Source organism: Mycobacterium sp. 23, assembly GCF_048287075.1.
GTDB classification, from domain to species: Bacteria; Actinomycetota; Actinomycetes; order Mycobacteriales; family Mycobacteriaceae; genus Mycobacterium; species Mycobacterium gordonae_B.
In genome coordinates this window covers 5,312,937-5,339,327 of sequence record NZ_JBLVUX010000005.1, presented here as the reverse complement: position 1 = coordinate 5,339,327, position 26,391 = coordinate 5,312,937, and the positions used below count along the sequence as shown (strand labels likewise).

The 26,391-nt window shown below is 66.4% G+C and carries 24 protein-coding genes; 15 read left to right on the top strand and 9 right to left on the bottom strand.

The features are described 5' to 3' along the window. Window positions 1-9: 9 nt before the first annotated feature. Window positions 10-2,124 (bottom strand): PE domain-containing protein, encoded by a 2,115-nt coding sequence (locus ACNQS7_RS25910; protein WP_418014786.1) that lies wholly within the window; start codon window positions 2,122-2,124, stop codon window positions 10-12. 472 nt (window positions 2,125-2,596) lie between these two features. Here ACNQS7_RS25910 and ACNQS7_RS25905 point away from each other — a divergent pair, with 472 nt between their 5' ends. Beyond that, window positions 2,597-2,755 (top strand): hypothetical protein, encoded by a 159-nt coding sequence (locus ACNQS7_RS25905; protein WP_418014785.1) that lies wholly within the window; start codon window positions 2,597-2,599, stop codon window positions 2,753-2,755. Window positions 2,756-2,950: 195 nt separating this feature from the next. Here the strand turns inward: ACNQS7_RS25905 and ACNQS7_RS25900 are convergent, their stop codons facing one another. From ACNQS7_RS25900 to ACNQS7_RS25875, 6 genes are all read right to left on the bottom strand, one after another. Further along, window positions 2,951-3,904, bottom strand: coding sequence for a DUF302 domain-containing protein (locus tag ACNQS7_RS25900; RefSeq protein WP_418014784.1), 954 nt, complete (start codon window positions 3,902-3,904; stop codon window positions 2,951-2,953). A gap of 189 nt (window positions 3,905-4,093) precedes the next feature. Next, window positions 4,094-5,728: a fatty acyl-AMP ligase gene (locus ACNQS7_RS25895; protein WP_418014783.1), complete on the bottom strand. Its 1,635-nt coding sequence runs from the start codon at window positions 5,726-5,728 to the stop codon at window positions 4,094-4,096. 249 nt (window positions 5,729-5,977) lie between these two features. After that, window positions 5,978-6,940: a 4-(cytidine 5'-diphospho)-2-C-methyl-D-erythritol kinase gene (locus tag ACNQS7_RS25890; RefSeq protein ID WP_418014782.1), complete on the bottom strand. Its 963-nt coding sequence runs from the start codon at window positions 6,938-6,940 to the stop codon at window positions 5,978-5,980. A gap of 67 nt (window positions 6,941-7,007) precedes the next feature. Beyond that, window positions 7,008-7,946: a 16S rRNA (adenine(1518)-N(6)/adenine(1519)-N(6))-dimethyltransferase RsmA gene (rsmA, locus tag ACNQS7_RS25885; RefSeq protein WP_418016150.1), complete on the bottom strand. Its 939-nt coding sequence runs from the start codon at window positions 7,944-7,946 to the stop codon at window positions 7,008-7,010. Beyond that, entirely contained in the window at window positions 7,910-9,037 is a 1,128-nt protein-coding gene (locus ACNQS7_RS25880) for a transglycosylase family protein (protein ID WP_418014781.1), read from the bottom strand. Before ACNQS7_RS25880 ends, rsmA begins: the two co-directional genes overlap by 37 nt. Before the next feature lie 216 nt (window positions 9,038-9,253). Beyond that, a complete protein-coding gene (locus tag ACNQS7_RS25875; protein WP_418014780.1) occupies window positions 9,254-10,099 on the bottom strand; it encodes a TatD family hydrolase in 846 nt (281 codons plus the stop codon). A gap of 58 nt (window positions 10,100-10,157) precedes the next feature. Here ACNQS7_RS25875 and metG point away from each other — a divergent pair, with 58 nt between their 5' ends. The 3 genes from metG to ACNQS7_RS25860 all read left to right on the top strand — a co-directional run bounded on the left by metG (window position 10,158) and on the right by ACNQS7_RS25860 (window position 13,072). After that, on the top strand, window positions 10,158-11,726 hold the full coding sequence (metG, locus tag ACNQS7_RS25870) for a methionine--tRNA ligase (protein WP_418014779.1): 1,569 nt from the start codon (window positions 10,158-10,160) through the stop codon (window positions 11,724-11,726). Window positions 11,727-12,047: 321 nt separating this feature from the next. Next, the gene (locus ACNQS7_RS25865; protein WP_055576853.1) at window positions 12,048-12,413 is read left to right on the top strand and encodes a PAS domain S-box protein; all 366 of its coding nucleotides are present in this window, start codon (window positions 12,048-12,050) and stop codon (window positions 12,411-12,413) included. 224 nt (window positions 12,414-12,637) lie between these two features. Next, window positions 12,638-13,072 (top strand): serine acetyltransferase, encoded by a 435-nt coding sequence (locus ACNQS7_RS25860; RefSeq protein ID WP_418014778.1) that lies wholly within the window; start codon window positions 12,638-12,640, stop codon window positions 13,070-13,072. A 2-nt stretch (window positions 13,073-13,074) separates the two neighbouring features. Here the strand turns inward: ACNQS7_RS25860 and ACNQS7_RS25855 are convergent, their stop codons facing one another. Together ACNQS7_RS25855 and ACNQS7_RS25850 are read right to left on the bottom strand one after the other, a co-directional pair. Continuing rightward, window positions 13,075-13,785 carry a TetR family transcriptional regulator gene (locus ACNQS7_RS25855; RefSeq protein ID WP_418014777.1) on the bottom strand — a complete coding sequence of 237 codons (711 nt, stop codon included), beginning with the start codon at window positions 13,783-13,785 and terminating at the stop codon, window positions 13,075-13,077. 140 nt (window positions 13,786-13,925) lie between these two features. Next, complete coding sequence (locus ACNQS7_RS25850; RefSeq protein WP_418014776.1) at window positions 13,926-14,603, bottom strand: TetR family transcriptional regulator; 678 nt, start codon at window positions 14,601-14,603, stop codon at window positions 13,926-13,928. A gap of 410 nt (window positions 14,604-15,013) precedes the next feature. Here ACNQS7_RS25850 and ACNQS7_RS25845 point away from each other — a divergent pair, with 410 nt between their 5' ends. From ACNQS7_RS25845 to ACNQS7_RS25795, 11 genes are all read left to right on the top strand, one after another. Further along, a complete protein-coding gene (locus ACNQS7_RS25845; RefSeq protein ID WP_418014775.1) occupies window positions 15,014-15,313 on the top strand; it encodes a PE family protein in 300 nt (99 codons plus the stop codon). Between the two features lie 18 nt (window positions 15,314-15,331). Further along, window positions 15,332-16,489, top strand: coding sequence for a PPE family protein (locus ACNQS7_RS25840; protein WP_418014774.1), 1,158 nt, complete (start codon window positions 15,332-15,334; stop codon window positions 16,487-16,489). Window positions 16,490-16,714: 225 nt separating this feature from the next. Then, window positions 16,715-17,515 carry a glucose-1-phosphate cytidylyltransferase gene (locus ACNQS7_RS25835; RefSeq protein WP_418014773.1) on the top strand — a complete coding sequence of 267 codons (801 nt, stop codon included), beginning with the start codon at window positions 16,715-16,717 and terminating at the stop codon, window positions 17,513-17,515. Continuing rightward, window positions 17,512-18,168, top strand: coding sequence for a PIG-L deacetylase family protein (locus tag ACNQS7_RS25830; RefSeq protein ID WP_418016149.1), 657 nt, complete (start codon window positions 17,512-17,514; stop codon window positions 18,166-18,168). Before ACNQS7_RS25835 ends, ACNQS7_RS25830 begins: the two co-directional genes overlap by 4 nt. 7 nt (window positions 18,169-18,175) lie before the next feature. Further along, window positions 18,176-19,027, top strand: a complete 852-nt coding sequence (locus ACNQS7_RS25825) for a WecB/TagA/CpsF family glycosyltransferase (protein ID WP_418014772.1) — start codon at window positions 18,176-18,178, stop codon at window positions 19,025-19,027. 17 nt (window positions 19,028-19,044) lie between these two features. Further along, window positions 19,045-20,544, top strand: coding sequence for a sugar transferase (locus tag ACNQS7_RS25820; RefSeq protein WP_418016148.1), 1,500 nt, complete (start codon window positions 19,045-19,047; stop codon window positions 20,542-20,544). Between the two features lie 2 nt (window positions 20,545-20,546). Next, on the top strand, window positions 20,547-22,028 hold the full coding sequence (locus ACNQS7_RS25815) for a flippase (protein ID WP_418014771.1): 1,482 nt from the start codon (window positions 20,547-20,549) through the stop codon (window positions 22,026-22,028). After that, window positions 22,025-23,983, top strand: coding sequence for a glycosyltransferase (locus ACNQS7_RS25810; protein WP_418014770.1), 1,959 nt, complete (start codon window positions 22,025-22,027; stop codon window positions 23,981-23,983). Before ACNQS7_RS25815 ends, ACNQS7_RS25810 begins: the two co-directional genes overlap by 4 nt. Before the next feature lie 53 nt (window positions 23,984-24,036). After that, on the top strand, window positions 24,037-25,290 hold the full coding sequence (locus ACNQS7_RS25805; RefSeq protein WP_418016147.1) for a methyltransferase domain-containing protein: 1,254 nt from the start codon (window positions 24,037-24,039) through the stop codon (window positions 25,288-25,290). After that, complete coding sequence (locus ACNQS7_RS25800; protein ID WP_418014769.1) at window positions 25,287-25,979, top strand: class I SAM-dependent methyltransferase; 693 nt, start codon at window positions 25,287-25,289, stop codon at window positions 25,977-25,979. Before ACNQS7_RS25805 ends, ACNQS7_RS25800 begins: the two co-directional genes overlap by 4 nt. Further along, window positions 25,934-26,389, top strand: coding sequence for a hypothetical protein (locus ACNQS7_RS25795; RefSeq protein WP_418014768.1), 456 nt, complete (start codon window positions 25,934-25,936; stop codon window positions 26,387-26,389). The genes ACNQS7_RS25800 and ACNQS7_RS25795 overlap by 46 nt, the downstream gene beginning before the upstream one ends. Window positions 26,390-26,391 lie beyond the last annotated feature (2 nt).

Below are 26,391 nucleotides of genomic sequence, written 5' to 3'. Positions count from 1 at the left end.
GGCGCGCGGTCACAAGTGAATCACCGACACCGTACTGCTGTTGGAGTTGGTGATGTAGGCGTTCCCGCCAGTGGGGTCGATGGCAATGCCGAAGGGCTGGAGGCCCACCCCGACGGTGGACAGGACAGAGCCCGAGTTCGGATCGACCACCGACACCGTGTTACCTCCGGCAGTCGGCACGCTCTGGGTCCCCGAGTTGGTGACGTAGATGTGGCCGGTAGCGGGATCAATGGCCACCGCGAACGGATTCGGATTACCGCCGCTCGTCGGCGCCAAGCTGACAGAGCTGAGGCCGTCGGTCGAGTTGTAGATCCCTGTGTAGTTGCCCAATGAGCTGGCGAAGTAGACGTCGCCATTGCTCCCTACCGCGACACCTGCGGGAGCTTTCAGATTACCGATCAAAGGCGTCACATTGTTCGTGTTTGTATCTATAGCGACTAATGAATTGTTGGTGACGTTTGTGACGTAGACATTATTGCCGCTGGCCGCCACATATGCGGGTTTGTTGAATGAGGGGCTGCTGATATTGCTCACGGTGTAGGTATTGTTGCCTTGCGGAGTTATCACCGATACCAGGTTGGAGCCGGAGTTGGCAACATAGATCCGGCCGTCGGCGGCCACGGTCAAACCGACCGGAACATTGAAGACATTGGAGCCGGTACCGGTGATGGTGGCCGTCACCTGGTTGGTAGCGGGGTCGATCACCGACACGTAGTTCCCGTTGGAATTGGTGACGTAGACATTGCCGGTGGTGGGGCTGACCGCGACTCCTTGTGGGCTGTTGCCGGTGAAGCCGGCGGGAGGAGTGATCGGGATAGTGGTGAGGACCTGGTTGGTGGCGGGGTTGATCACCGATACCGAGCCATCGAAGAAGTTTGCGACGTAGAGATTGCCGTTGACAGCGTCCAACGCGATCCCGCTCGGATTGCCACCGACACTGATGGTGCTGATGCCGGCGTGTCCGCCGGCGCCGCCGACGCCACCGGCACTTCCCACGTTGGCGCCGCCGGCGCTGCCGGTGCCGCCGAGCACACCGGTGCCGCCCGCACCCGTGCCGGCGGTGCCGCCGTGACCGCCGCTGCCGCCGGCACCGGTTGTACCTCCGAAGCCTGCGCCGCCGCCCGCGCCGCCATGACCACCCAGGCCGCCGTCGGCGCCGTTGCCACCGACCATGCCGCTCGCCGTCGTGCCGACAGCGCCGCTGGCACCGCCGTCACCACCGAGGCCACCTTGGCCGCCCACACCGCCGATCCCGCCACGCCCGAACAATCCCGTGCTGGCACCGCCGGTCCCACCGGCTCCCCCTGTGCCGCCGGTGAATCCGTCCGTGCCCACGATGCCGGTCGTAGCCGCCGCGCCGACGGCTCCGGCCCCGCCCTGGCCTCCTGCCCCGCCGGCTCCACCGGACCACAGGAACGACAAGAGAGCCCTGTCGACGCCGCCGGCACCTCCGGCGCCGCCGGTCCCGCCGATGCCGGTCGGGTTGGCAAAGCCGACTCCACCGGTCCCGCCAGCCCCGCCGTTGCCTCCGAGGAAACCACCAGCGCCGCCGACCCCACCGACCCCACCGACCGCGGTCGCCGTGCCGACACCCCCGGCCCCGCCGGCACCACCGTTGCCGAACAACCCGGCCGCGCCGCCGGCTCCACCCGCCTGTCCGGCCGCCCCGGACCCACCGTTGCCTCCGTTGCCCCAAAGGATGCCGCCGGCCCCACCAGCCTGGCCGGTACCCGCCGCACCATTGATGCCATTGCCGATCAACGGGCGCCCGAACAATGCGTTCGTGGGCGCATTGATGATGTTCAGGATTTGTTCTTCCAAAGTCTGCAGGGGCGATGCGCTGGCCGCCTCAACCGCCGCGTATGCACCCCCCGCGCTCGTCAATGCGCGCACGAATTCGGCCTGATATGCCGCCGCCCGGGCATTGAGGGCCGTGAATTGTTGACCGTATCCGCCGAAGAATGTCGAAATCGCCGCCGATACCTCGTCGGCGGCAGCGGGCAGCAGTTCCGTCGTCGCGGGCGCGGCCGCGCCGGCGGCCGATTTGAGAGCAGACCCAATACTGGCGATGTCAGCCGACGCGGCATTCAACACCTCGGGTGCGACCAGCAGATACGACGACATTCGCGGCTCCCATCTTCAATTGACGCTCGGCAGAACGGAGTTCTAATAGCGATAAATTCATAGCAGACGCCACCGGCGGAGGACCAGTGTTCGTTTTGCGGATTTCGGCGTGTCGTTCAGAGGATGTTCTCTGCGTGTCGATCAGGGAGCAGCTCATTGCCCCGGACGAATGCCGGTAGGCCCGATGCCGTGGGGCCGCGCCACTGCGCCGGCATGAGCACGACTGTCGCTGCACTTCGCTGTTGGTGCCTGCCGCGACGGCATTTGCCCGCCCCGACTGAGGAGAGGTCCGCTCAACAACCGCCGCTCGCTATCGGATCAGTTGGCCGTCGCCAACCCTGCAACCAAACTTGTTGTGCTGTAACCGGATACCGTTTTCAAGTTGCGCTGACGCCGCAGCCACCGACCACACTGTCTGCGGGAAAACAAGAAAGCCGGCGGCACTACGTCCTGAGATCCTTCGTCGATCGGCGTGCGCGATCTCGACCAGTCGCCGGTCACCGATACGTCGGCGGTCAACGACCCGATGGCGGGCGGTCACCAATTCGACTCGGCATCAGGAGAATTCACCTTCACCGCTGCGCAAGGCTTTACCGGCTTGGGTGAGTTCAAGGCTAAACGACGAGTCTAGTTGTCAGAGAGTTGATTTCGGCTGTGCTGCCGTCGACGACCCGGTCCCGCTGCGGTGATTCGATCATCGGCTGTCCAAGAGCGGAGATTGCGGGTCTCCCCGGCGTGCGATCGCGGTCACCAGCGCCGCGGTGCCGTTTGCTGGCGCACGCGGCGGAGCGCCCGAGTCGGCACCCGCCAAAGACCGGTATTCCTATCACTGTTTGCCGGCCGCGGCGTCGACGGTCGCGCGGATGGCTCCGGACAGCCGCGTTCCCGCATCCGCAAGGGCCGGATCGACGGCGCTGAACTCCGGCGCCGGATCGAAGTAACTGATCTGCGCCGGGCCCCCGCGGTCGTTCGCCCACACGGTCACCCGCACCGGAACCACCGCGCCGATGGCCTGGGTGGCACCGAACAACGTCTTGCCGATCTGCGGGTCGCCGATGAAGAAACTGTGCGCGCGTTGCGACGGCACACCCACCGCCTTCAATCTGGTCTCTTCGTTCAAGTCACCGAGGATGACCATGCCGTGTTTGTCGGCGGCGTCGTGCAGGGCACCTATCGTCGCCTCGTACTCGCCGTTGGCGGTCACCGTGATGAACCGCGTGTCGACCGCGGTTCCCGCCATCGGGCCACCGGCAGCGGCTTCGGCGATCGTTCGGATCTGCTGGGATATCTGCTGCCCGCCGTTACCGAGTGCGGGATCGACCGCGGCGAACTCCGGCGCCGGATCGAAATAGCCGATGTGGGCCGGACCGTCGGCGTCCGCCCACACGTGCATGCGCACCGGAACCACCGCACCGATGGCTTTGGTTACATCGAAAAACGTCTTGCCGAGCTCAGGGTTACCGACGAAGAACGTGTGCGCGCCGGGCAGGCGCAACCCGTTGGCCGCCAACTCAGCGTCCTGGTTCACCTCGCCGACGATCGTCATGCCGTGGTCACCGGCCGCCTTGGTCAGCGCACCGACCGTGGCCTCGAAACCTTGGTTGGCGGTGTAGTTGACGAACTTCGTCGACACGCCGCGCGACCCGTCCGCGGGGCCGGCGCTGGTCGGCGCCCCGGCGGGTCCCATGCTGCGCCCGTCATGACAACCGGCCACCGTCAGAGCGACGACGGAGACAACCAGGACGATTTGCGCCAATACTGCTCGGAATATGGGGTACATAGGTGCTGCTCCCTCGACTGCGACGGGCAACGACGTCCCATGAGACTCCACCATCGGCGCAACGATCTCAATAGCCGAAGGCCGTCCAGCGAAAGTGGGGTGGCCATCCCGCGCGAGCAGACGCAAAAGCACCCTATTTCGGCATGAAATGGGTGCTTTTGCGTCTGCTCGCGGGCCCGGAGGCGCCCGCTACGTGACCAGGGTGACCGAGTTCGACCGACGCAGCTTGCCCGACGGCGTCTTCGGAATGGTTCCCGGACCCAGCACGACGACATTACGGGGCCGCACGTCGACCTCCTTGACCACCTCATGCGCCACCTGGTGCTCGATGCGGCGCACCTCGGCCGGGTCTTCGAAAGCGTTCGACTCGACCGCGACGGCGAAAGATTCGCGGGAGTGTCCGGCGTCCAGGCGCACGGCCACCGCGCAGCCGGGACGGACACCCTCGACGCGACCGGCGGCCCGCTCGATGTCGGTCGGGTAGATATTGCGGCCGGCCATGATGATGACGTCTTTGACGCGGCCACACACCACCACGTGGCCCTCGTCGGTGAGGTAGCCGAGGTCACCGGTGTCGTACCAGCCGTGCTCGTCCTGCGCGGGAATGAAGCCGCCCATGGTGATGTAGCCCGGTGTGAGCGACTCGCCGCGTAGCTCGATGACACCGACGCCGCGGGCCGGCATCACACTGCCGTTCTCGTCGATCACGCGAGCCTCGAGGTCTTTCAGCAGCGGCCCCAAAGTGGCCAGACGGCGGGTGTTGCCCTTGGTCGCGGGCACGGCCCGGCGCAGTGCGGCCATCAGATCGGCGTCGACCTCGTCGACCACCAGACCCGAGTTGCACTTGGAGAAGGACACCGCCAGCGTGGTCTCGGCCATGCCGTAGGCCGGCAGGATCGCCGACGAGCGCAGGCCGAACGGCTTGCCGGCGTCCAGCAGGTCCTCGACGTCAGCAGGCTCGACTGGCTCGGCGCCGGACAACGCGAAGCGCAGCGTCGACAGGTCGAAGTCGCCCGGCTTGGCGTTGCGGCGCAACCGCTTGGCCAGCAGGGCGTAGGCGAAGTTGGGCGCCGCGGTCATGGTGCCCTTGTACTTGTCGATGAGCTTGGCCCACAGCAGCGTGTCGCGCAGGAAGTCCATCGGCGTGACCTTGACCAGCTCGGCGCCGAAGAACATCGGGATGGTGAGGAAGCCGACCATGCCCATGTCGTGGAAGCAGGGCAGCCAGCTGACCATCACGTCTTTGTCGACGTCGTACTCGGCGCCGATGAACATCGCCTCGGCGTTGGAGTAGATGTTGCGGTGGGTGATCTGCACCGCCTTCGGCGAGCCGGTGGATCCCGACGTCAGCTGCATGAGCGCCAGGTCGTCCTCGCCGACCTCGATCGGGTCGATGGGCTCCGACGCCAGCAGGTCGGCGACGGTGAGGACCTTGATGCCCTTCTCCTCCAGCACCGGGATGGCCACCGTGAAGGGCTCCGAGACGATGACGGCCTTGGCCTCGATCATGCCGATCACAGTCATGGTGTCTTCGGCCCACACGGCCAGGTCGGTGCGCGGGGTGGGCTGGTGCAGCATGGTCAGGCTGGCGCCGCGCATCCACAGGCCTTGGGCCGTGGGGGCGATCTCCACCGGGAATCCGGCGAGAACGCCGACGGCGTCGCCGAGGCCGACACCCGCGGCGGCCAGGCCGCCCGCGATGCACCGGGCGCGCTCGTGCACCTCGCCCCAGGTGTGACGGACAGGTTCGTGGGGTTCACCGGTGACCATGCCCGTCGTCGCCGTGCGGGCATTGCGGAACATCTTCTCGGTAAACCTGCTCACGCAAACCTCCTCGGTACTAGCGCTGTGCCCAAGGTCCGAGCTTTCATGTTGCACTCGCCAGATCACGCTTGTAAGCAGGCGCGCGCACACGTTGGACAGCGTTTAGGTCTCGATTTGGTAGAGAGCGGCGGCCCTGCGTTGGGCTGCCGGTACTCGCTACCGCGGCTTATCTTAAGCAACTCTTAAGTAACTGCCAAACGGTAACGCGATATGAGTGCCATGTCACAGCCGCGTTAACGACCGAGCACCTCAGTCGCCCGGAGTCGCCGGCGCCGGCACCACGCGGGCCCCCGGCACCGGCCCGCTGGCAACCCGGACGGTACGGCACACGCCCGCCCCGGACAGCTGGGTGCCGACGTCGACGGCGGAGTCCGCCGAGTCACACAGGAAGGCGCACGTGGGGCCCGAGCCGGACACGATGCCGGCCAGCGCGCCCGCCTCGACGCCCGCGCGCAGTGCGCGCCGCAGCGCCGGATCCAGGCTGACCGCGGCGGCCTGCATCTCGTTGCCTAGCAGCGGTGCCAGCTGCTTGGGATCTCCGGCAGCCAGAGCGGCCAACACCGGGCCGGGTTCGTCCAGGCGGGGTGGATCCCCGACCTCACGCAGCCGATCCAGTTCCGCGTAAACCGCGGGCGTCAGCAGCCCGCTGTCGGCGAAGGCCAACACCCAGTGAAAGGTGTTGCGCGACAACACCGTCGCCAGCTCCTCACCGCGCCCGGTGCCCAGCGCGGTGCCGCCGTGCAGCGCGAACGGCACGTCGCTGCCCAGCTGCGCGGCCAGCATCCGCAAGTCTCGGCGGGGCAGATTGAGTTCCCACAGCGCGTTCATCGCCACCAGCACTGCGGCCGCGTCGGCGCTGCCGCCCGCCATGCCGCCGGCCAGCGGAATCGACTTGTCGATCAGGATCGACACGTCAGGGGCACGGCCCACGTGGTCGGCCATCAGCTCGGCCGCCCGCCAGGCCAGGTTGCGATCGTCTGTGGGCAGCGTGTCGGCGCCCTCTCCGACGTGCTCGAGGGATAGCACATCGGCGTTGCGGACCGTCACCTCGTCGAACAGCGAGACGGCGTGGAACACCGTCGTCAGCTCGTGGTAGCCGTCGTCGCGGCGGTCGCCCACGGCGAGGTAGAGGTTGACCTTCCCCGGCACCCGAACGGTGGTCGACCCGGTGGGCACCCACAGCTCGGCGGTGTTGCCGTCAGATGCTGACACCGCAGCAGACTATCGCTGCCATCGGCGAATCACACGCAGCGGCACCGCCACCACTGTCGTCCGCGCCTCAGCGGGTGGACGCCGGAGCGGGATCCGCTGCGGCGCCGTCGCCGAGGTCGCCGGACCGCTGCAACAGCCGGACGAAGTCCTCGATGGACAGCGTCTCGCCGCGGCGGGCGGGGTCGATGCTGGCCGCCAGCAGCCGGCTGGCCGACTCGTTGCCCGATCCGGCCCACTCCACGAACGCGTTGCGCGACGTCTTGCGCCGTTGCGCGAAGGCGATGTCGACAAGCTCGAAAACCCGCCTGCGAAAAGCCTCGTCGGTGGGCCACGGCGAGGTCTCGTAGCGATCGATGCGCACCAGGCCGGAATAAACGCGCGGAATCGGCCAGAACACCGTCGGCGACACGGTGCCGCAGCGTCGTACCCGGCCGTAGAAGTTCACCTTGACGCTGGGCACGCCGTATTCCTTGCCACCCGGCTCGGCGGCCAGGCGCTCGGCGACCTCGGCCTGCACCATCACCGTCACGGTGCGGATAGATGGAAATTCGGCGAGCAGGTGCAGGAGCGCGGGAACGGCGACGTTGTACGGCAGGTTGGCCACCACCGCCGTCGGTTCCAGGGACAGGTCCTCGCGGCGCAGCGTCAGCACGTCGCGATGGAGCACGGTCAACCGCTGGGCTTCGCTGTTGGAATGCTCGGCGACGGTCTGCGGCAGCCTTGCGGCCAGCACCGGATCAATCTCGACGGCTGCCACCGCCGCGCCGCGGTCAAGTAGCGCGAGCGTCAGCGAACCCAACCCCGGGCCTACTTCCAGAACGACGTCGGACTTGCCGATGCCGGATGCCGTGACGATTCGGCGAACCGTATTGGCGTCGTGCACGAAGTTCTGCCCGAAGGATTTCCGCGGCCGGAAATCAAGCTCCTTGGCCAACCGCCGGATCTCGGTGCGCCCGAGCAGCCGGATCGTCAGCGGGCACCCACTCGTCCACTGCACACGGGCCAGGCGCCCCAGCCCTGACGCTGCCGGGTCACGTCGGCGATCGCGATCTGCTCTTCGCGGGTGGCCAGATCGGCGCGGGGGGCGTAGCGCAGCCCGCCGTTGGCTTCCCAGGTGCCCTGGTCGAACTGGACGCCGCCGAAGAATCCGTTTCCGGTGTTGATCGCCCAGTTTCCGCCGGCCTCGCAGCCCGCGAGCGAGTCCCAGATGGTTCCGTCGCTGACGGGCGGTACCTCGGTGCCCGGTTTGGCACCGACCCGCACGACCGCTTCGCGGGCCGGGGTCACGACCACGTTGGCGATCGGCAGGCGACCGGTCTCGACGCCGTTGATCTCGGCTACCGAGAACGTGACGTCCTGGGTGCCCGGGCTGCCCGGGTCTTCGACGACCTCGCGGCTCATGTTCATCTCAGGGTCTTCGATGCGGCGCGCCGGCGGGGGCAGTGGCATCCGCTCGGTGACCCGTTCGATGCGGTTACGGGTGACCTGGATCAGCATGCCGTCCGTGATCGGCGTCGCCGGTGCGGGGTTCACCTGGTCGCTGTCCTGCAGCGGTGCGCCGGCCGCGCTCAGCAGCCCGGCGACGTTCGGCGCCGGCAGGTGCACGGTGCGGACCGCGCCGCCGTCGTCGATCTGGACGGTCTTGGCGCTGACGACGGGCAGGGCCATGCCCGACAGCGGGACGCGGCTGGCGCGGGAAGCGGCGGCGGGAGCGGTGTCGGTCATCGCCAGCTGCGCGAGTGCCTCATCCACCGTCGACGCCGTGGTCCATACCTGCCGGGAATTCTGGCCGTCCAGGGTGATCTCCAAAGGACGACTCCGGCGCAGCACGATCGTGGCCGCGTCGCCTACGGAGACGTCGCCGGCCGGGAACAAGTCGTCGCGACCTTCGACGGAGAACCCGTTCTCCCGAACGATGTCGATAACCCTCGACCTCATGGTCTGCACCTTCATCGAGGTGCCATCCACGGTCAGCGTGACGGTCTTCGATGCGGACACGGCGTATCCGCCGGCGAATGCCAGTACCAGCAGCAGGGCGCCGACCAGCAGGCGCAATGTGGGCGATTCGGCTTGATGAAGTTTAGTAAGCAGTTTCAATGTCAATCCCAGTCAATCTCTACGTATCCCAAGTCTGTTCCGACCTACCACGACCCTTACGCAGCAACAACGCAGCAAAAGTTCGAGACGAGCTACCGACCATATTCAGCTGAAATAACAAATGGGCCCATAGGCCCACCCGTTCGATCACAAGACGGTAACGAACCGACCAGTGCAGAGCAACTCCTGCGAGTGGATTCTTTTGGGATACAGGCGTTAGAGCTCCGCCGGCCGATTCAGCCGGTATGCCCGGCGAGCGTTGCTCGTGGTGATTTCCGCCAATTCCTCGGGACGGCGATTCACCAGTTCAGCAAGGGCACGAACGGTGTATGGCAGGCAGTACGATTCGTTAGCTGCGCCCCGATATGGATGCGGGGTGAGAAATGGAGCGTCGGTTTCCACCAATAGCTGGTCCAACGGTATCAGCGGAACGGCTTCGCGCAGGTCGCGGGCGTTACGGAAGCTCACCGTCCCAGACAGGCTCAGCAACCATCCCGCCGCCGCGCAGGTGCGAGCCATCTCACTGCCGGAAGAGAAGCAGTGAAAAATCACAATCTCGGGCGCGCCCTCGGCGCGCAGCACATCGAGCACCTCCCGGTCGGCCTCGCGGTTGTGGATCATCAACGGCTTGCCGGTCCGCTTGGCCAGGTCGATGTGCCAGGCGAATGCTTCGCGTTGCACCTCCGGGCGGGCACAGCCGTCGAGCCGTCCCGGCCAATACATGTCCATCCCCGTCTCGCCGACGGCTACCACGCGGGGATGGGCCGCCAACCTTTCGATCTCCGCGCGCGCGTCCTCGGTCAGCGCCTCGGTGCGCGTCGGATGCAGGGCGACCGCGCCGTAGACCCGTGGGTCCCATTCGACAGCCCGCGTCACCCAGCGCGCCGATTCCAGGTCATCGGCGATGGTGACCACCGCTTCGACCCCAACGGCCGCCGCCCGGTCCACGAGGGCGCGCACTCCCGCCTCGTCGGAGACGCCGCATGCGTCCAGGTGGGTGTGGGCGTCGATCAACGGTGAAAGCGGCTCCGGCGGTGGCGGTGCTTCTCGTCTGGCGCTCACGCGCCCACGATATGTGCAGACGCGAGGCAGCCCGCGACCCGATTAGGGTGGAGCCGCAATGAACCAACACCAGCCGAAGCCGTATTACGTCACCACCGCGATCGCCTATCCCAATGGGGCGCCGCATATGGGTCACGCCTACGAATACATCGCCACCGACGCCATCGCGCGCTTCAAGCGACTCGATGGCTTCGACGTGCGTTTCCTCACCGGAACCGACGAGCACGGCCTCAAAGTCGCCCAGGCCGCCGCGGCCGCCGGGGTGCCGACCGCGCAGCTGGCGCGCAGCAACTCCGACGTCTTCGAGCGCATGCAGGAGAAGCTCAACATCTCCTTCGACCGGTTCATCCGTACCACTGACCCGGATCATCACGTGTCCTCAAAGGAAATCTGGCGGCGGATGGAAGCGGCCGGCGATATCTATCTGGACAATTACGCCGGCTGGTATTCGGTGCGCGACGAGCGGTTCTTCGTCGAGTCGGAGACCCAGCTACTCGAAGACGGCAACCGGATCGCGGTGGAGACCGGCACTCCGGTGACGTGGACCGAGGAGCAGACATATTTCTTCCGGCTGTCGTCATATGCCGACAAGCTGCTTGCGCACTACCGGGACAACCCCGGGTTCATCGCCCCCGAGACCCGGCGCAACGAGGTCGTCAGCTTCGTCTCGGGCGGGCTGGACGACTTGTCGATCTCGCGCACCTCGTTCGACTGGGGCGTGCAGGTTCCCGACCATCCGGACCACATCATGTACGTCTGGGTCGATGCGCTGACCAATTACCTGACCGGTGCCGGCTTTCCCGACACCGACTCGGAGCTGTTCACCCGCTACTGGCCCGCGGACTTGCACATGATCGGCAAGGACATCATCAGATTTCACGCCGTGTACTGGCCGGCATTTCTGATGTCAGCCGGAATCGACTTGCCGCGTAGGGTTTTCGCGCACGGCTTCCTGCACAACCGGGGCGAGAAGATGAGCAAGTCGGTGGGCAACATCGTCGATCCGGTGGCGCTGGTCGACACCTTCGGCGTGGACCAGGTCCGCTATTTCCTGTTGCGAGAGATACCTTTTGGACAGGACGGCAGTTACAGCGACGAATCGATCGTCACCCGGATCAACACCGACTTGGCCAACGAGCTGGGGAATCTGGCCCAGCGGTCGCTGTCCATGGTGGCCAAGAACCTGGGCGCGACGGTGCCCGAACCGGGTGAGTTCATCGCCGCGGACACCGAGTTGCTGGCGACGGCCGATGGCCTGCTCGATCGGGTCCGCGTCCATTTCGATTCGCAGGCAATGCATTTGGCGCTTGAGGCAATCTGGCTGATGCTCGGCGACGCGAACCGGTACTTCTCCGCGCAACAGCCGTGGGTGCTGCGCAAGAGCGAGGCGCAGTCAGACCAGGAGCGGTTCCGGACCACCCTGTACGTCACCTGCGAGGTGGTCCGCATCGCGGCGCTGCTGGTCAGCCCGGTCATGCCGGATTCGGCAAATAAGTTGCTGGACCTGCTCGGCCAGACCGATGAGCAACGGACGTTCGCCGCTGCCGGCGCGCGCCTGACTCCCGGGACTGCGCTACCCGCGCCGTCCGGTGTGTTCCCGCGGTATCAGGCGCCCGAAGCCGAGTGAGCGGAACGCAGTGACGGGAACGAGGCGAGCATCCGAACCCGAAGCCGAGTGAGCGGAACGCAGTGACGGGAACGAGGCGAGCATCCGACCCCGAAGCCGAGTGAGCGGAACGCAGTGACGGGAACGAGGCGAGCATCCGAACCCGAAGCCGAGTGAGCGAGCCAATTCTGAAGAATCGTCAAGTCACGGTCGCGAAGCCGGATGGCCACATTACGAACCCGAGTTCGCGTTTTGGTGCCAAGCGGTGTGAGGCCCACTTCTGCGATAGGCCATAATCGCCAAGTGGAGCGAAGACGGAATCGGCAGCCCAGCCAATCCCCGATGACCACCCTGAAGCAGTTGCCTGCGCTGGTGGTGCTCGAGCGGATCCCGGTCCCCGTCCTGGCGATCGCGGATGACGGCAGCATCCTATTCACCAACACCGCATTTGCCCAGATGGTGGGGTGCGATCCGGAAGAGGTGCTGGCACTGCGCTTTCACGAGATCTTCCACCAGGCGCCGCAGTCGGAGTCCTCGCTGCTTTCCTTCGTGCACGCTCTGGCGAACATGGTGGTCGAGCTGGCGCACAAGGACGGCTCGGTCGTCCGGGCGCTGATGAGCCGGTCGGCCGTGATGCGCGCCGACGACAAATTTGCTCTGGCCGCGTTCCAGGACCTGACCGAACAGTTGTGGGAAGAAGAGCGCTAGCCACCCCTCGGGCCTACGGGCGCCCCGGCGGGCCGTCACATATGAATTCACATAGACTCTAGGTATCCGGATGCGGCTTTCTTGATACTTGTAGTATGGTTTTGCGTGTGATCAGGACTCGCAGCGACTTGGAGTCGTACCTCGACGCAGACTTGCATGCGCAAGGACTTGAGCGCTGGCGGCATCGCTACCGGGTCATGCATCGAGCCCCATACTTCCAGCGCATGCTGCGCAAGACCGAGTATTGGACGAACACGGCACGGACGCCCTTCGGCCGACTCGTCGCGGCATACCTCCGCCTACGGCTGAAGTTCCTGGGCGAGAAGCTGGGATTCGGCATCCCGCTCAACGCCTTCGGCCCTGGCCTGTCCGTCGCCCACGTCGGCTGGGTGCATGTACACCACCGCGCGAAAATCGGCGCCAACTGCCGGATTCACCAGGGCGTGACGATCGGCGAGGGCCGTCCCGGCGAGTACCCCAGCATCGGTGACGACGTGTTCATCTATCCGGGCGCCATGGTGCTCGGAGCCGACGTCGGCAGCCGCGTCGGCATCTACGCGGGCGCGGTGGTGACCAAGCCGGTACCCGACGATGTCGACGTCGCCGGCGTTCCGGCCCGCATCGTCAAGGACCGCCGGACCCGCGCCGTCAGCGCCTAGCGCTAGCTGCTCTCTGGCACACCGGCGACGGCGCCCGCCGGCGCACCGGGCCGGGTGTGCCGCAGGGCCTCCCGGGCGAGGAACTGCCGGAAGTACGGCAGCGACGCTTCCGCGGCGACACCGGGAAGCAGCGAAATCCAAATCTGGCTCAACCGCCCGTTGAGTTCGTCGAGCATGCCGTCGCTCTGGCGGGTCCGCGCCATGGCGATGGAGAGCAACCGGGTCCCGAACATCGCGCCGACGATCGTCTCGGCGAGCGATTGCGGGTCGACGTCCTCCCGCAGGTCCCCTTCGTCGATCGCCTCGCGGGCCTGGACCGCCATTTCCGCCACCCAGCCGGCGCAGCAGCGCGCCGCAGCGTCGTTGAACCCGCTGAGTGCCGCGATCAGTTGCTCGGCCGCGCGTGCGGTCTTGTCCGTACTGAGCACGTTGGCGATCGCGAAGGTGCCGTGAATCATGTTCTCCAGCGCCGGCGAAGCCGACCCACAGACGTTGCGAAACGCCCCGACGAGCACTTCGGCGCCCTCGTCGATGATGTCGGACGCGAGCGCTTCTTTTGAATCGAAGTGGTGGTAAAGGGCGCCCTTGGTCATCCCGGTGCGCTCGATGATGGTGCCCCAACCGGCGGCGGCGTACCCGACCTCACTGAAGACGTCGATCGCCGCGTCCAGAATCTTCCGCCGGGTTACCTCGGATCGAACCTGGCGCGCCATTGGCCATGCCTCCCCAGTGATGTCAATCCGGTTCAGCTCCGGACCTCGGCGTCTTGTTCCTGCTGGTCAGCCGGATAAGCGTAGCAGCAGCAGGTGCGGCGTTTCCGATCGCGCGTGCCAGATCGTCGCCGGTGTCGAAATCATGGAGCAATCACCTGGGCCGGGGCGGCCTTGACCGCCAGCGCCGTGCGCCGCCGCAGGAATTGCGCGAAGTAGTCGGCCCGGTCCGGTTGCAGGACAGCGGCAAGGATCAGCACCCAGTTCCGTTCCAGGTCGAGCAGGAAACTTCGCGGGTCGTCCAGGTCGCTGGTCTGACGCAGTCCCAGGTACATCGACACGATCAACCGCCCGATGTCACGCGGCTCCCAGCGCTGGGCCACGTCCCCCTCGCTGATGGCGCGCTCGGCGACGCTGGCAAGGGCATCGACCCAGCCGCCCAGCAGACTGGCCTGCAGCCCTTCGGTGCGTCCCACCGACTCGATCAGGTGCAAAGCGGCTCTGGCCACGTCCTTCGAGATGTCCTGCACGGCGATCAGGTAGCAGAAGTCGATCAGGGTTTCCAGGCCGGACAGCTGGCGGGACAGCAGATCCTCGACGGCCACCCTGCCCATGGAGGTGTGCTGCTCGATGATGGCCACCGCAAGGGCGTGCTTGGAGCGGAAGTGGAAGTACATCGCGCCCTTGGTCAGTTCGGCCTCGGCGAGAATGTCGTCCAGTCCGACATCGTGGTACGCGCGGCGGGCGAACTGGTGTGCGGCCGCTCGCAGAATCTGTTGCCGGGTGCTGTCTGCTCGTCCGTCGGCCGATTCAGTCGACATCTACCCGCGGCACGCTTTCGGGCGTGCCGAATAGCGGGCAGCAGCGTTGAGCGGAGCGATCACCTTCACCATCGCGATGCCTTCCTCGACCAGGTGGCCAGACCATCGGATGGTGAGCCGTCCACCGGCGTGTGTCTCAGGCGGCACATTGGACGCCACCTGTGAGGTTATCAAGTTCGCGGCGACCTGCAGAGTTACACGCCGACATGACTGCATCCGTGCGCTGGCAATACCTTAGGTCTGCTCTCACGCTGCAATAGGTTCTAAAAGTATGTAGAATGGGTATATACGTGATCTGTTGGTCTGTGGAGGGCGGACAAACGGGTCCGAACCACCAGTTCGGCCTGGTCGCGATGACTGCCGCCCTCCCGGCCCACTGCACCGACACCCGTTTGCGTTAGGAGAGCCGCATGTCGTTCGTCACCACGCAGCCAGAATCCCTGACCGCGTCGGCCAGCACGCTGCAGGGCGTCGGCTGTGCCGTCAACGCCCTTAGCGCGGCCGCGGCCGGTCCGACCACCGCGATAGTCCCGGCGGCCGGCGATGAGGTGTCGGCGCTGACGGCAGCGCAATTCGCCGCGCACGGCCACCTGTACCAGGCGGTGAGCGCCCAAGCTGCCGCTATTCACGAGATGTTTGTCCAGGTCCTGGGGGTCAGCGCCGGTTCGTACTCCGCCACGGAAGCGGCCAACGCCGCGGCGGCCCGCTGACGGACAGGGGCATCGACAATGGATTTCGGCGCACTGCCACCGGAGATCAACTCCGCGCGGATGTACACCGGCGCGGGGGCGGAGCCGCTGCTGACGGCCTCCGTCGCCTGGGATGAGCTGGCCGCCGAGCTGGCGAGCGCGGCCTCCTCCTATGCGTCGGTGATCGCAGGCCTCACCAGTGGTCCCTGGCTCGGTCCCGCCGCGATCTCCGCAGCCTCGGCCGCCGCCCCCTACGCGGTATGGATGGGAGCTACGGCCGCCCAGGCCGAGCAATCCGCCGTCCAGGCCAGGGCCGCGGTGGGCGCCTACGAGGCGGCATACGCGATGACGGTCCCGCCCGCTGTTGTAGCGGCCAATCGGGCGCTGTTGGCATTGCTGGTGGCGACAAACTTCTTCGGCCAGAACTCTCCGGCGATCGCCGCGACCGAGGCGCACTACAGCGAGATGTGGGCGCAGGACGCCGCGGCCATGTACGGCTACGCGGCGGGTTCGGCAGCGGCTTCGGCGCTGACTCCGTTTGAGGCGCCGCCACAGGTCACCGACCCGGCGGGCGCCGCGGCGCAGGCCACTGCAGTGTCGGAAGCCACCGGCGAGGCCGCGGCGACCCAGGCCACCCTGGCGTCGCTGGTCAGCGCACTTCCAAGCACATTGCAGAGCATGGCAACGCCGGCGTCGCTCGGTACGGCCGCGGCCGGCGTGCCGATCAGCACCACCTCAACTGGCGACATCGCCAACCTGCTGAATATCGCGGTGATGCCGCTCTTCGCGATCAGCAGCGTGCTGGGCATCGCCCAGACACTGCAGGGTATGACTGCCGCCGCCGCCCAGGTGGGCGAGGTGGCCGCCGAAACCGCGGAGGCCGCCGCCGGCGCGGCCGCCGCCGGCGCGGAAGCGGCTGGGGGGGCTGCACTGGGGGCCATGGGACAGGCGGCCAGCCTGGGTTCGCTATCGGTGCCACCGGCCTGGACCAGCGTCATCCCGACGGCCCACCTGGCCGGCGTCAGTTCGGCTCTGCCGGGGGGCGCGCCGGGTGCTACGGGCACGGTGCCGCCGAGCCTGTTGGGCGGGCTGCCGCGTGCGGCCGCGGCTCCAGGTGGCGCACCGGGGCCGAGGTACGGACTGGTCCCCACCGTGATGGCACAACCGCCATCTGCGGGCTATGGCGGCGTGATCTGACGCCGGTACGGCGTGATCGCGCGGTTTGAACAGCTGACCACCAACTGACCCTCATATCAAGTTACAAGTTCAATAAATTGGGATGAGCAATACTAATAACCTGTTTCTACCGCCTTTATCGTTCGAAAAGTATGTAATAATGGTTCTGTCAGGTAGTTGGGTATGACAGCCCGGCGACAGCCGTAGGAGAGCAGCAGTGAGCGGTTTGCAGAGGGGGGCACGGAAATGAAGGTCGTACTGTTCTGTGGCGGTTACGGCATGCGGATGCGCAGCGCCGCCGGTGATCTCATACCGAAGCCCCTTCAGATGGTCGGGCCCCGACCCCTGTTGTGGCACGTGATGCGCTACTACGCGCACTACGGCCACACGGAGTTCATCCTGTGCCTCGGTTACGGCCAGTCATTGGTGAAGGACTTCTTCGTCAACTACCGGGAAACGGAGTCCAACGACTTTGTCATGCGGGGCGGCAAAGTGGAACTGCTCGACACCGACATGTCGAACTGGACGATCACCTTCGTCGACACCGGCCTGGAGTCGCCGATCGGCGAGCGGCTGCGCCGGGTTCGCAAGCACCTCGGTGATGACGAGTACTTCCTCGCCAACTACGCCGACGTCCTGACCGACGCGCCGCTGGACACCATGATCGAACGGTTCCACGCGGCCGGTGCCGCCGCGTCGATGCTGGTCGTACCCCCGCAGTCGTCGTTCCACTGCGTCGACGTCAGTGCCCACGGGGACATCAAAGAGATCGCTCCGATCGCCAAGTTCCCCATCTGGGTCAACGGCGGTTACTTCGTGCTCCGTCAGGACGTCATCGACCTCATCCCCGAGAACGGCGACCTGGTCGGCGACGCGTGCATGGAGCTGGCCGGCACCGGGCGGCTGCTGGGCTACCAGCACGATGGCTTCTGGAAGCCGGCCGACACCTTCAAGGAGCGTGCCGAACTCGACGCGGACTACAACCGTGGCGTTCGCCCGTGGGCGGTCTGGGAGACGCCGACGGCATTGGTGGAAGCGTCGGCATGATCCCGCTGGCTTTTTCCGGATCGGCCATCGGCTCGGTCGCGGCGATCGGTGCGCACTGCGACGACATCCTCATCGGTGCCGGCGCCACCCTGATGCAGCTCGAGCGCAACAACCCCGGCCTTGTCATCCACGCACTCGTCCTGACCGGTGCCGGGACCGAGCGCGAAATCGAGGAGAAAAGCGCCTTCGCGGCGTTCTTTCCCCAGGCCGACGTGCGCCTGACGGTGACCGACCTGCCCGACGGTCACCTCCCCGAACACTGGGGCACCGTCAAACGACACCTCGCTGCGTTCCGCCGCGGCTGCGAGCCCGACCTGGTGCTGGGTCCTCAGCGCGACGACTACCACCAGGATCACCGCTTACTGGCCAAACTGATCCCGACCGAGTTCCGGGCCCACCTGGTGCTGGGCTACGAGATCCTCAAATGGGAGTCAGACCTGCCGAATCCCATGCTCTACGTGCCGGTTCCGGCTGACGTCGCGGCGGCCAAGACACGGCTTCTCGCCGAGCACTACCCGTCGCAGGCAGGACGGGACTGGTTCGACGACGAGACGTTTCTCGGTTTGATGCGGGTACGCGGGGTGCAGAGTCGCGCCCGCTACGCCGAAGGCTTCGTGACGGAGAAGGCCGTGCTGAGTCCGGCCGCCGGGTAGCCCGATCATGGCCGAGAACACTCTCCCCCAGGCACCGGTGCGCATGGTCGTCAGCGGAAGCATCGTCGAGCGCTGCGAAACACATGAGGTGCTCTCGATCGTCGACTCGCGCCTGCGATCGCCGTCCGGTCGCGGTCTGGCCGTGGGATCGGTGAACCTGGACCATCTGCATCACTTCCGTGTCGCGAGCGCCGCTCCCAACGGGCTGGTGGAATGGCTGTTGCTGGCCGACGGCATGCCGATCGCCTGGCGGGGCAAATTGCTGACCGCGCGGCCGTGGCCCCGCGTCACCGGGGCTGACCTGCTGCCGTCGCTGCTGGCGCTGGCCGAAGCGAACGGTCACCGGGTCGGCTTCTTCGGCGGCAGTCCGCAGACTCACCGGTCGCTGGCCGAGCACCTGCGGACCAACTATCCGGCCCTGGTGGTCTCCGGTATGTGGGCGCCAGACCTTGACGACATCGAATCACGCTCGCCCACATTGTGTTCGGCGATCCGTGCGGCACGCACCGACCTCCTGGTCGTCAGTCTGGGCAAGCCGCGCCAGGAGCGGTGGGTCGACGAATACGGACATGCGACCGGGGCCCGGGTGTTTCTGCCCTCCGGCGGTGCCGTCGATTTCCTGGCCGGCATGACCAGCCGGGCACCGCACTGGATGCAGCGCGCCGGCCTGGAATGGCTGTACCGGTTGACCCGCGAACCGCGCCGGCTCGCGCGTCGCTATCTGCTGCAGGGGCCGATCGCACTGCTGCGTGCGCTACGGGCGCAGCTCATCTGCTACCCCGGCGTGCACTACGTAGCCGCACCCGCGCCCGACCACATCGAAACCTGCGGTGCCGCAACCGAAACGGTGTCCGCATGACAGAGAGATCGGCCAGCATGACGGCCACCCTGCATGCGAAAACCGGGCGCTCACGCCTGGTCGCGGTGCCGCCGCAGCGCGTCAGCACCGTTCCGCGCTGGCAGCAACAGTATTCGGCGCGGCTGCGTATCACCGACTCGGTCATCGTCTGCGCGGCGATCGTGCTCGCGCAGTTCGTCCGCTTCGGCGACTCGCCGAACATGTCGGGCTACCCGGGCCCGGTGATGACGCTGTTCTCCTGCCTGTTCGCGCTGCTGTGGCTGACCTCGATCTCGGTGTTCCACACCCGGTCACCCCGGATCATCGGCGCCGGCATCGACGAATACCGGCGGCTGGCGAGCGCGTCGTTCTCGGTGTTCGGCATCATCGCGATGGTCACGTTGCTGGCCAAGATCGATCTGGCCCGCGGCTACCTGGCGGTCGCCCTCCCGGTCGGCACCCTGGGCCTACTGGCCAGCCGCAACATGTGGCGGAAGTACGTGTGGCGCATGCGCGCCCGCGGCCAGTACCAGACCATGGTGCTGGCGATCGGTGACCGCTCCGGAGTCACGCACCTCGCCCACGAGTTGATCCGCAACCCGAAGGAGGGTTACGTCGTTGTGGGCGTGTGCATCCCGGGGTACGGGCCGCAACGCGACGAGATGCTCCGCGTACAGGGCCGCGAGATTCCGATCCTGGGCGACGAATCCAGCGCGGTGTCCGCGATCGGGATGTGCGGCGCCGATACCGTCGCGGTGACCCGCACCGAACATTTCGGGGTCCACGGCATCCGCGATCTGATGTGGCGGCTGGAGACGATGGACGTCGATTTGGTTGTGTCACCCGGCGTGATGGACGTGGCCGGTGCCCGGCTGACCATGCGGCCGATCGCCGGATATCCCCTGCTGCACGTCGACAAGCCGCAGTACGAGGGGACTCAGCGCCTGCAGAAACGCGCTTTCGACTTCTGTTTCGCGCTGGCGGCGCTGATGGTGACGTCGCCGCTGCTGGTCGTGGCCGCCGTCTCAATCAAGTTGAGCAGCAAGGGACCTGTCTTCTATCGCGCGGAACGCATCGGCTTGGACGGCAGGCCTTTCACGATGCTGAAGTTCCGCACCATGGTCGACGGCGCGGACAAACAACTGGACCGACTCCTGCCCCTGAATCAGGGCGCCGGCGGGGTGCTCTTCAAGATCCACCAGGACCCCCGCGTGACATCAGTCGGAAAGGTGCTGCGCCGCTACAGCATTGACGAGCTGCCGCAATTCATCAACGTGCTCAAGCAGGACATGAGCGTTGTCGGTCCGCGGCCGCCGCTGCGCCGCGAGGTGGAGAACTACGACGGTGAGGTCAAGCGCCGGCTGCTGGTCAAGCCCGGTGTCACCGGCCTGTGGCAGGTGAGCGGCCGATCCGACCTGTCCTGGGAGGACTCGGTCCGGCTCGACCTTTCCTACGTCGACAACTGGTCGATGGCAGGTGATCTGGTGATCATCGCCCGCACACTGCGGGCTGTGCTGGCCAGCGACGGGGCGTACTAGACATGAGGAGCGACACTGTGATCGAGCCGCCGGCGCACGAGTCGGCGGCGGCACCTGAGGTGCCGCCGTCGCGGATTGCGCACGCGTTCTCGGTCCAGCTCGTCTGCCGGGTGCTGGGCATGCTGGCCTCGGTGGTATCGGTGTCGATGACCGCGCGCTACCTGGGTCCCGGCCGCTACGGGCAGCTGATGGTGGCGGTCGCATTCATCGGGATGTGGACCGCGGCAACAGATCTCGGTATCAATACGGTGATCGTGCGGCGGGTCACCGCGGGCCGCGGTGCACTGGAGCGGCTGGTTCGCGTCAATAGTGGCCTGTCCCTGATGTATTGCGTCCCGCTGGCGGTGATGGCGGCAGTCACCGGGTGGCTGATATATCGCGACGCCGACGTGCGGGTGATGCTGGTGGTGTTGTCCGGGCAGCTGCTGCTGCTCACGGTACGGACCCGGTTCGAGCCCGTCTTCTTGTCCACCGTGCGGTTCGCCGCGGTTGCCATCTCCGACGTCGCGGGCCGGATCGGCACGCTGGCGATGGTCAGCTGGCTGGTGGCGACACACGCCAACATCATCTGGTTCGCGGTGGCACAACTCATACCGCCGTTGGTGCAGTTGGCGATTCAGGGCACTGCAGCGGCGCGGCAGGTGTCGCTGCGGCCGGTGTTCTCCACGCGCGAGTCCATCGACCTGCTACGCGAAAGCCTGCCGCTGATGGGCGTCGCGCTGGTCGGCATCCTGTACTGGCGCGCCGACGGGGTGATCCTGTCACTGCTCAACAGCCATGCCGAGGTCGGCGTCTACGGGCTGGCGTACACCATCGCCTTCAACACCGAGGCGCTGTCCATCTTCTTCCAGAAGTCCACCCTGTCAACGGCCACCGGACTGTATTCGCGCGACGTCGGCGCTTACGTCGCGTTCCTGCGCCGGAGCGTCGAATTGATGAGCTTCCTGGCCTTCCCGGTCGCCGTCGTCGGCACCTTGCTGGCCGGCCCGCTGATCAAACTGTTCGGCGACGCCGAGTTCGTGACGCGCGGCGCACCCACCCTGGCGTTGCTGCTCATCGCCGCCTCGTTGCGCTTCGTCACCGGAACTCTCGGGCAGGGCCTGTTCGCCTGCCACGAACAGCGGTTCTTCTTCCGGTTGTCCGTGGGCGCCCTGGCCGCCAACGTGGCGCTGAACCTGTTGCTGGACGGTCGATTCGGCGCGGTCGGCGCGGGCATCTCGCTGGTGTGCACGGAACTGATCGGGTTGACGTTCGCCAGCTGGCGGCTGGGCAGTCACTGCGGATACCGCACACCCATGACTTTCCTGATCCGGCTGCTGATTCCGACGTCGGCCAGCGCCATTGTGGCGCTGCTGCTTTCGGACCAGAACGTGGTGTTCACACTGGCTGCGGCCGCGGCCATCTACCTGGCCGTCAACGTCGTGGCCGGTCCCGTCAACTGGTCCACACTGACCTCGCTCTTCCGGAAAAAGGTGACCGCATGAGAACCGAACGGCCCCTGTCGGTGCTGATCGTGACCTACAAGAGTCACGAACTGTTGGAGCAGTGCCTGGCCAGCGTCGCCGAACACGCGCCGCAACTGCCGGTCTACGTCTATGAGAACAGCGGTGATCAGTACCCGGGCCGCGAGGAACTGGCCGCGCGCCATCCCGACGTGCACTGGGTGCTCGGTCCGGTGAATCTCGGCTTCGGGGCGGCCTTCAACGCACTGGCGAAGCACACTCCCGGCGACACCGATTTCCTGCTGCTGAACGCCGATACGCGGCTGACCGGGCCGCTGACCCGGACCCTTGAGTTGTTCCGCCAGCCCGGCGTCGCCGCCGTGTCGCCGCTGATCCAAGACCCCGGGGCGCCGGGCCCGCGGCTGTGGGACATCGCCACGAAGCACCGAACCCTGACCCGGTCGGTGGTGGCGGCCGCAGGCTATTCCGACCGGCTGCGCGGCACCCGGTTCTCCCACCTCTATCGGGAGCAGCCCACCGAGTCGGAGAGTATCGACGGCTACATGGCCGGCATCTGCCTGGCGATCAACCGCGACGCCTGGAACGAGATCGGCGGCTTCGACGAGGAATTCTTCCTGTACGGCGAAGAGACCGACTGGCAGGAGCGGGCCACCGCGGCAGGCTGGCGCATCCTGCTGGCCGACGAGCTGAACGCCGAGCACGGCAACCCGGCGGCCGGCACCGTCGCCCGCGAATCGGTCTTCACGCACGGTGCCGAGGTTTCCACCGTGGAGCGCTTCCGGAACCGGGACTTGCTGCGTTCCAACATCGCGCTGCTACTGGAACGCCAGGACAGTGTTCACCACGGGGACGCGTTCCTGGCTGCCACCTCGCTGCTGGACCGGGTCCAACGGTCCAAACGGGGTGCCCGCAAACGCGCCATCGATGCCCGTCGCACCGATAAGCCCTCCATCGTCATCACCACCAATCGCCTCGTCTACGGTGGCGCGGAGCGACAGAAGGCGCTATTGGCAACGGAATTGGATCGCCGCGGCTACCCCGTGACAGTCGTCTGCATGCAACGGTTCGGTCCGCTGCTCAAGGAGATCCCGCACAGCATCCGGGTAGTACGGCAGCCCTGGTGGGCGCCGATGGTCGATCTCCCGGACGGCCCGTCGGTGTTGATCAGTGGAGACACCAACACCGAGACCGGGTTCGCGACGCTCTGGAAGGCTGCCTCGCGTGACCGGCGCTGGCTGGTGGCCCCGCACGTGCCGCCGGAGTCCGACCGCCCGGTCTATTCCCGGCCGCTGACCGCCGCGATGAATCGCGCCGACGGCTTCATCGTTCTCGCCCAACGTCATTGGGACATGCTCACCCCGCACCACAAGGTCAGGGGACGGTACTTCGTGGCGCCCAACGGTGTAGCCGTCTCCGCCGAGCCCACCGAACGGGTCCGCGCCACCGGTGAACCGCCGCACCTGGTGATGCTGTCGCGCATCGTCGAGCACAAGAACCCGCACCTGCTGATCGACGCACTGAGCGGCCTGACCGAGCTGCCCTGGCGGCTTTCGATTTTCGGCGACGGACCGGACCGGGAGACCCTCGAAGCCCGCACGCCGGAGTCGTTGCGCGGGCGCATCCAATGGCGCGGATGGTCACCCGGGCCCGGCCCGGCGCTGGCCGATGCCGACCTCCTCTGCGTGCCGAGCCGTTCCGAAGCATTCCCTATGGTGATTCTCGAGGCCATGGCACGCGGGGTGCCGGTAGCCGCGTCGGGCATCTGCGCGGTCCCGGAGATGCTGGACTTCGGCAAGGCCGGCTTCGTCGTCGAGCCCGTGTCGGTATCCGCGTGGCGCAATCAACTGGCCGAAATTCTCACCGACCTCGATGCGCTGCCGGAGGTCGGATGGCGCGGCTTCGAGCGGCTACAAACGCATTACACCGTTGAGGCGATGACCGACGCCTACCTCGATGCGATCGGCGCGGTGATGTGAGCCTCACCGTGCTGCCCGTGAAACCTGAACAGACCCGACGAAACGAGAACTACATGAAGTGCCGCCTGTGCGACTCGCAGCGCATGCTCAGCGTGCTGGACCTGGGTGCGACGCCGCCGTGTGAAAAGATCCTTTCCCCGGAGGAATTGGACCTGCCCGAACCCACCTACCCGCTGCACCTGCGCCTGTGCGAAGACTGTCTGCTGCTGCAGATACCCGCGCTGATCACGCCCGAGGAAACCTTCACCGAATACGCCTACTACTCCTCGTATTCCGACAGCTGGGTCCAGCATGCCGAGACCTTTGTCGATCAGGCCGTCAAGCGCCTCGGGCTGGGACCCGATTCGTTCATGGTCGAAGTCGCCAGCAACGACGGTTACCTGTTGCAGCACGCTGTCGCCCGGGGCATCCCATGCCTGGGCATTGAGCCCTCGCTCAACGTCGGGGCGGCCGCCACCAAAAGGGGCGTGCCCACCGTGTCCGAGTTCCTCAATCCGGCGCTGGCCCGCCGGGTCCGCGCCCAACACGGTTCGGCAAACCTGGTGGTGGCCAACAACGTGTACGCGCATATCCCCGACCTGCGTGGCTTCACCCAGTCGCTGCGCGGGCTGCTGGCCGACGACGGGTGGCTGAGCATCGAGGTGCACCATGCGCTGAACCTGGTGTGCCTGGGCCAGTTCGACACGATCTATCACGAGCACTTCCAGTACTACACGGTGTTTTCGGCGCAGAACGCGCTCGCCAGCGCCGGACTGGCCGTGGTCGACGTCGAACTGCTGCCCACCCATGGCGGGTCCATCCGCGTGTGGGCCCGGCCGATCGAAGTTGCCGGACCACCCACCGAGCGCGTCAACAAGATCCTGCGCATCGAAGAGGCCGCGGGACTGCACCGCCCCGAGGGCTACCTGCAATTGCGGCACCGCACCGAGGAGATCCGCCACGACCTGCTGCGGTTCCTGCTGCAGTGCCGCGCCGAGGGCAAGCGGGTGGTCGGTTACGGTGCTCCGGGCAAGGGCAACACCTTGCTGAACTACTGCGGAATCCGTACCGACCTGCTGGAGTACACCGTCGACCGAAATCCGTACAAGCACGGTCACTTCACCCCCGGGACCCGGATTCCGATTCACGATCCGCAGATGATCGCCAAGGACCGCCCGGATGTTGTGCTCGTGCTGCCCTGGAACCTGGAGACCGAACTCACCGAGCAACTCAGCTATGTCACCGAGTGGGGCGGACAGATCGTCTACCCGCTCCCGAATCTGCACCTGGCGACGAACACGCATTCGCGCAGTGCCGCGGCCGGGTGAGCCGCTGCCGGGGCTGCGGCGACACTGACCTGACCCGGGTTCTCGATCTGGGCAAAGCGCCAGCGGCCGAACAGTTTCCACTGAGCTCCGAACCCCTCACCCCGGCGGAGACGATGCACGCACTGGCGATGGACCTGTGCGGCTGCTGCGGCCTTGCCCAACTAGCCGGAGACGACGCCTTCCAAGCCGCCGAAGAGCAGCAGAGTGTCGAGCCGAAGGCGATGCTGGACCAGGCGGCGGACGCGGTGCAACGGGTCGCAGCAGGTGACTGGCTGCGCGGCAGTACGGTTCGTGAGTTCGGCAGTCCGCACGGCGGAACCTGGCTGCCGATGTTCACCGACCGCGGCTATCGCGAGGCCGAGATCGCCGACGTGGTACTCGACACGTTCGGGCTCATGCATGATCCGGATCAGCGTGCCGCGTTCGAACTCCGGGCCAAGGCCACCGCGCTGGACGGAGTTCTGCTGGTGCAGATCCCGTCGCTGATGGCGATGGTCAGCCAGGGACAATGGAACCTGTTGCGGCATAGCCACTTCGGTTACCACTCGCTGACCGCGCTGACGAATCTGCTCGGATCGGTGGGGATGAGCATCGCCACCGTGTGGGAGTTTGACCTGCTCGGGGAACATATCTGGCCGCGGCGGTGCACGGCCAGGTCGCACGGGACGAGCGCGCGGACGAGATCTTGAAGCGTGAGCGGCAGTTCGGAGTGACGAAACCCTACGTACTTCGGAGAATGCAGAAGGCGGTCGACGTTCACGTCGCGCAGCTACGCCAGTGGCTGGAAGCACAGGCCGATCAACAGATTTCGGTGTATGCGTACTGCGCCGGGTCGCGGGTGCCGGGGCTGTTCAGCGTCGCGGGCATAGACCAGCGGCTCATCAAGGGAATCGCCGACGCCTCGCCCGACAAGCATGGACGCCGGGTGCCGGGAACGGACATCGAGATCATCTCCCCCGAGCAGCTCATCGCCGCGGATCCCGATCGGGTATTGCTGACGTTGCCGTACCTCTACGACGAAGTGCGGCGCACGTACCCGCAGTTGGACGGACGCTGGTGGGTGGACCACGGTACTTCGGTCGCTGAGGGTCAAGCGTGAAG

Coding starts and splice junctions, on each gene's coding strand:
- ACNQS7_RS25835 (WP_418014773.1), top strand. CDS start 16,715: ATGAAGGTCGTACTGTTCTGTGGCGGTTACGGCATGCGGATGCGCAGC.
- ACNQS7_RS25910 (WP_418014786.1), bottom strand. CDS start 2,124: ATGTCGTCGTATCTGCTGGTCGCACCCGAGGTGTTGAATGCCGCGTCG.
- ACNQS7_RS25865 (WP_055576853.1), top strand. CDS start 12,048: ATGACCACCCTGAAGCAGTTGCCTGCGCTGGTGGTGCTCGAGCGGATC.
- ACNQS7_RS25830 (WP_418016149.1), top strand. CDS start 17,512: ATGATCCCGCTGGCTTTTTCCGGATCGGCCATCGGCTCGGTCGCGGCG.
- ACNQS7_RS25860 (WP_418014778.1), top strand. CDS start 12,638: ATGCTGCGCAAGACCGAGTATTGGACGAACACGGCACGGACGCCCTTC.
- ACNQS7_RS25825 (WP_418014772.1), top strand. CDS start 18,176: ATGGCCGAGAACACTCTCCCCCAGGCACCGGTGCGCATGGTCGTCAGC.
- ACNQS7_RS25840 (WP_418014774.1), top strand. CDS start 15,332: ATGGATTTCGGCGCACTGCCACCGGAGATCAACTCCGCGCGGATGTAC.
- ACNQS7_RS25850 (WP_418014776.1), bottom strand. CDS start 14,603: ATGTCGACTGAATCGGCCGACGGACGAGCAGACAGCACCCGGCAACAG.
- metG (WP_418014779.1), top strand. CDS start 10,158: ATGAACCAACACCAGCCGAAGCCGTATTACGTCACCACCGCGATCGCC.
- ACNQS7_RS25805 (WP_418016147.1), top strand. CDS start 24,037: ATGAAGTGCCGCCTGTGCGACTCGCAGCGCATGCTCAGCGTGCTGGAC.
- ACNQS7_RS25900 (WP_418014784.1), bottom strand. CDS start 3,904: ATGTACCCCATATTCCGAGCAGTATTGGCGCAAATCGTCCTGGTTGTC.
- ACNQS7_RS25815 (WP_418014771.1), top strand. CDS start 20,547: ATGAGGAGCGACACTGTGATCGAGCCGCCGGCGCACGAGTCGGCGGCG.
- ACNQS7_RS25855 (WP_418014777.1), bottom strand. CDS start 13,785: ATGGCGCGCCAGGTTCGATCCGAGGTAACCCGGCGGAAGATTCTGGAC.
- ACNQS7_RS25820 (WP_418016148.1), top strand. CDS start 19,045: ATGACGGCCACCCTGCATGCGAAAACCGGGCGCTCACGCCTGGTCGCG.
- ACNQS7_RS25845 (WP_418014775.1), top strand. CDS start 15,014: ATGTCGTTCGTCACCACGCAGCCAGAATCCCTGACCGCGTCGGCCAGC.
- ACNQS7_RS25810 (WP_418014770.1), top strand. CDS start 22,025: ATGAGAACCGAACGGCCCCTGTCGGTGCTGATCGTGACCTACAAGAGT.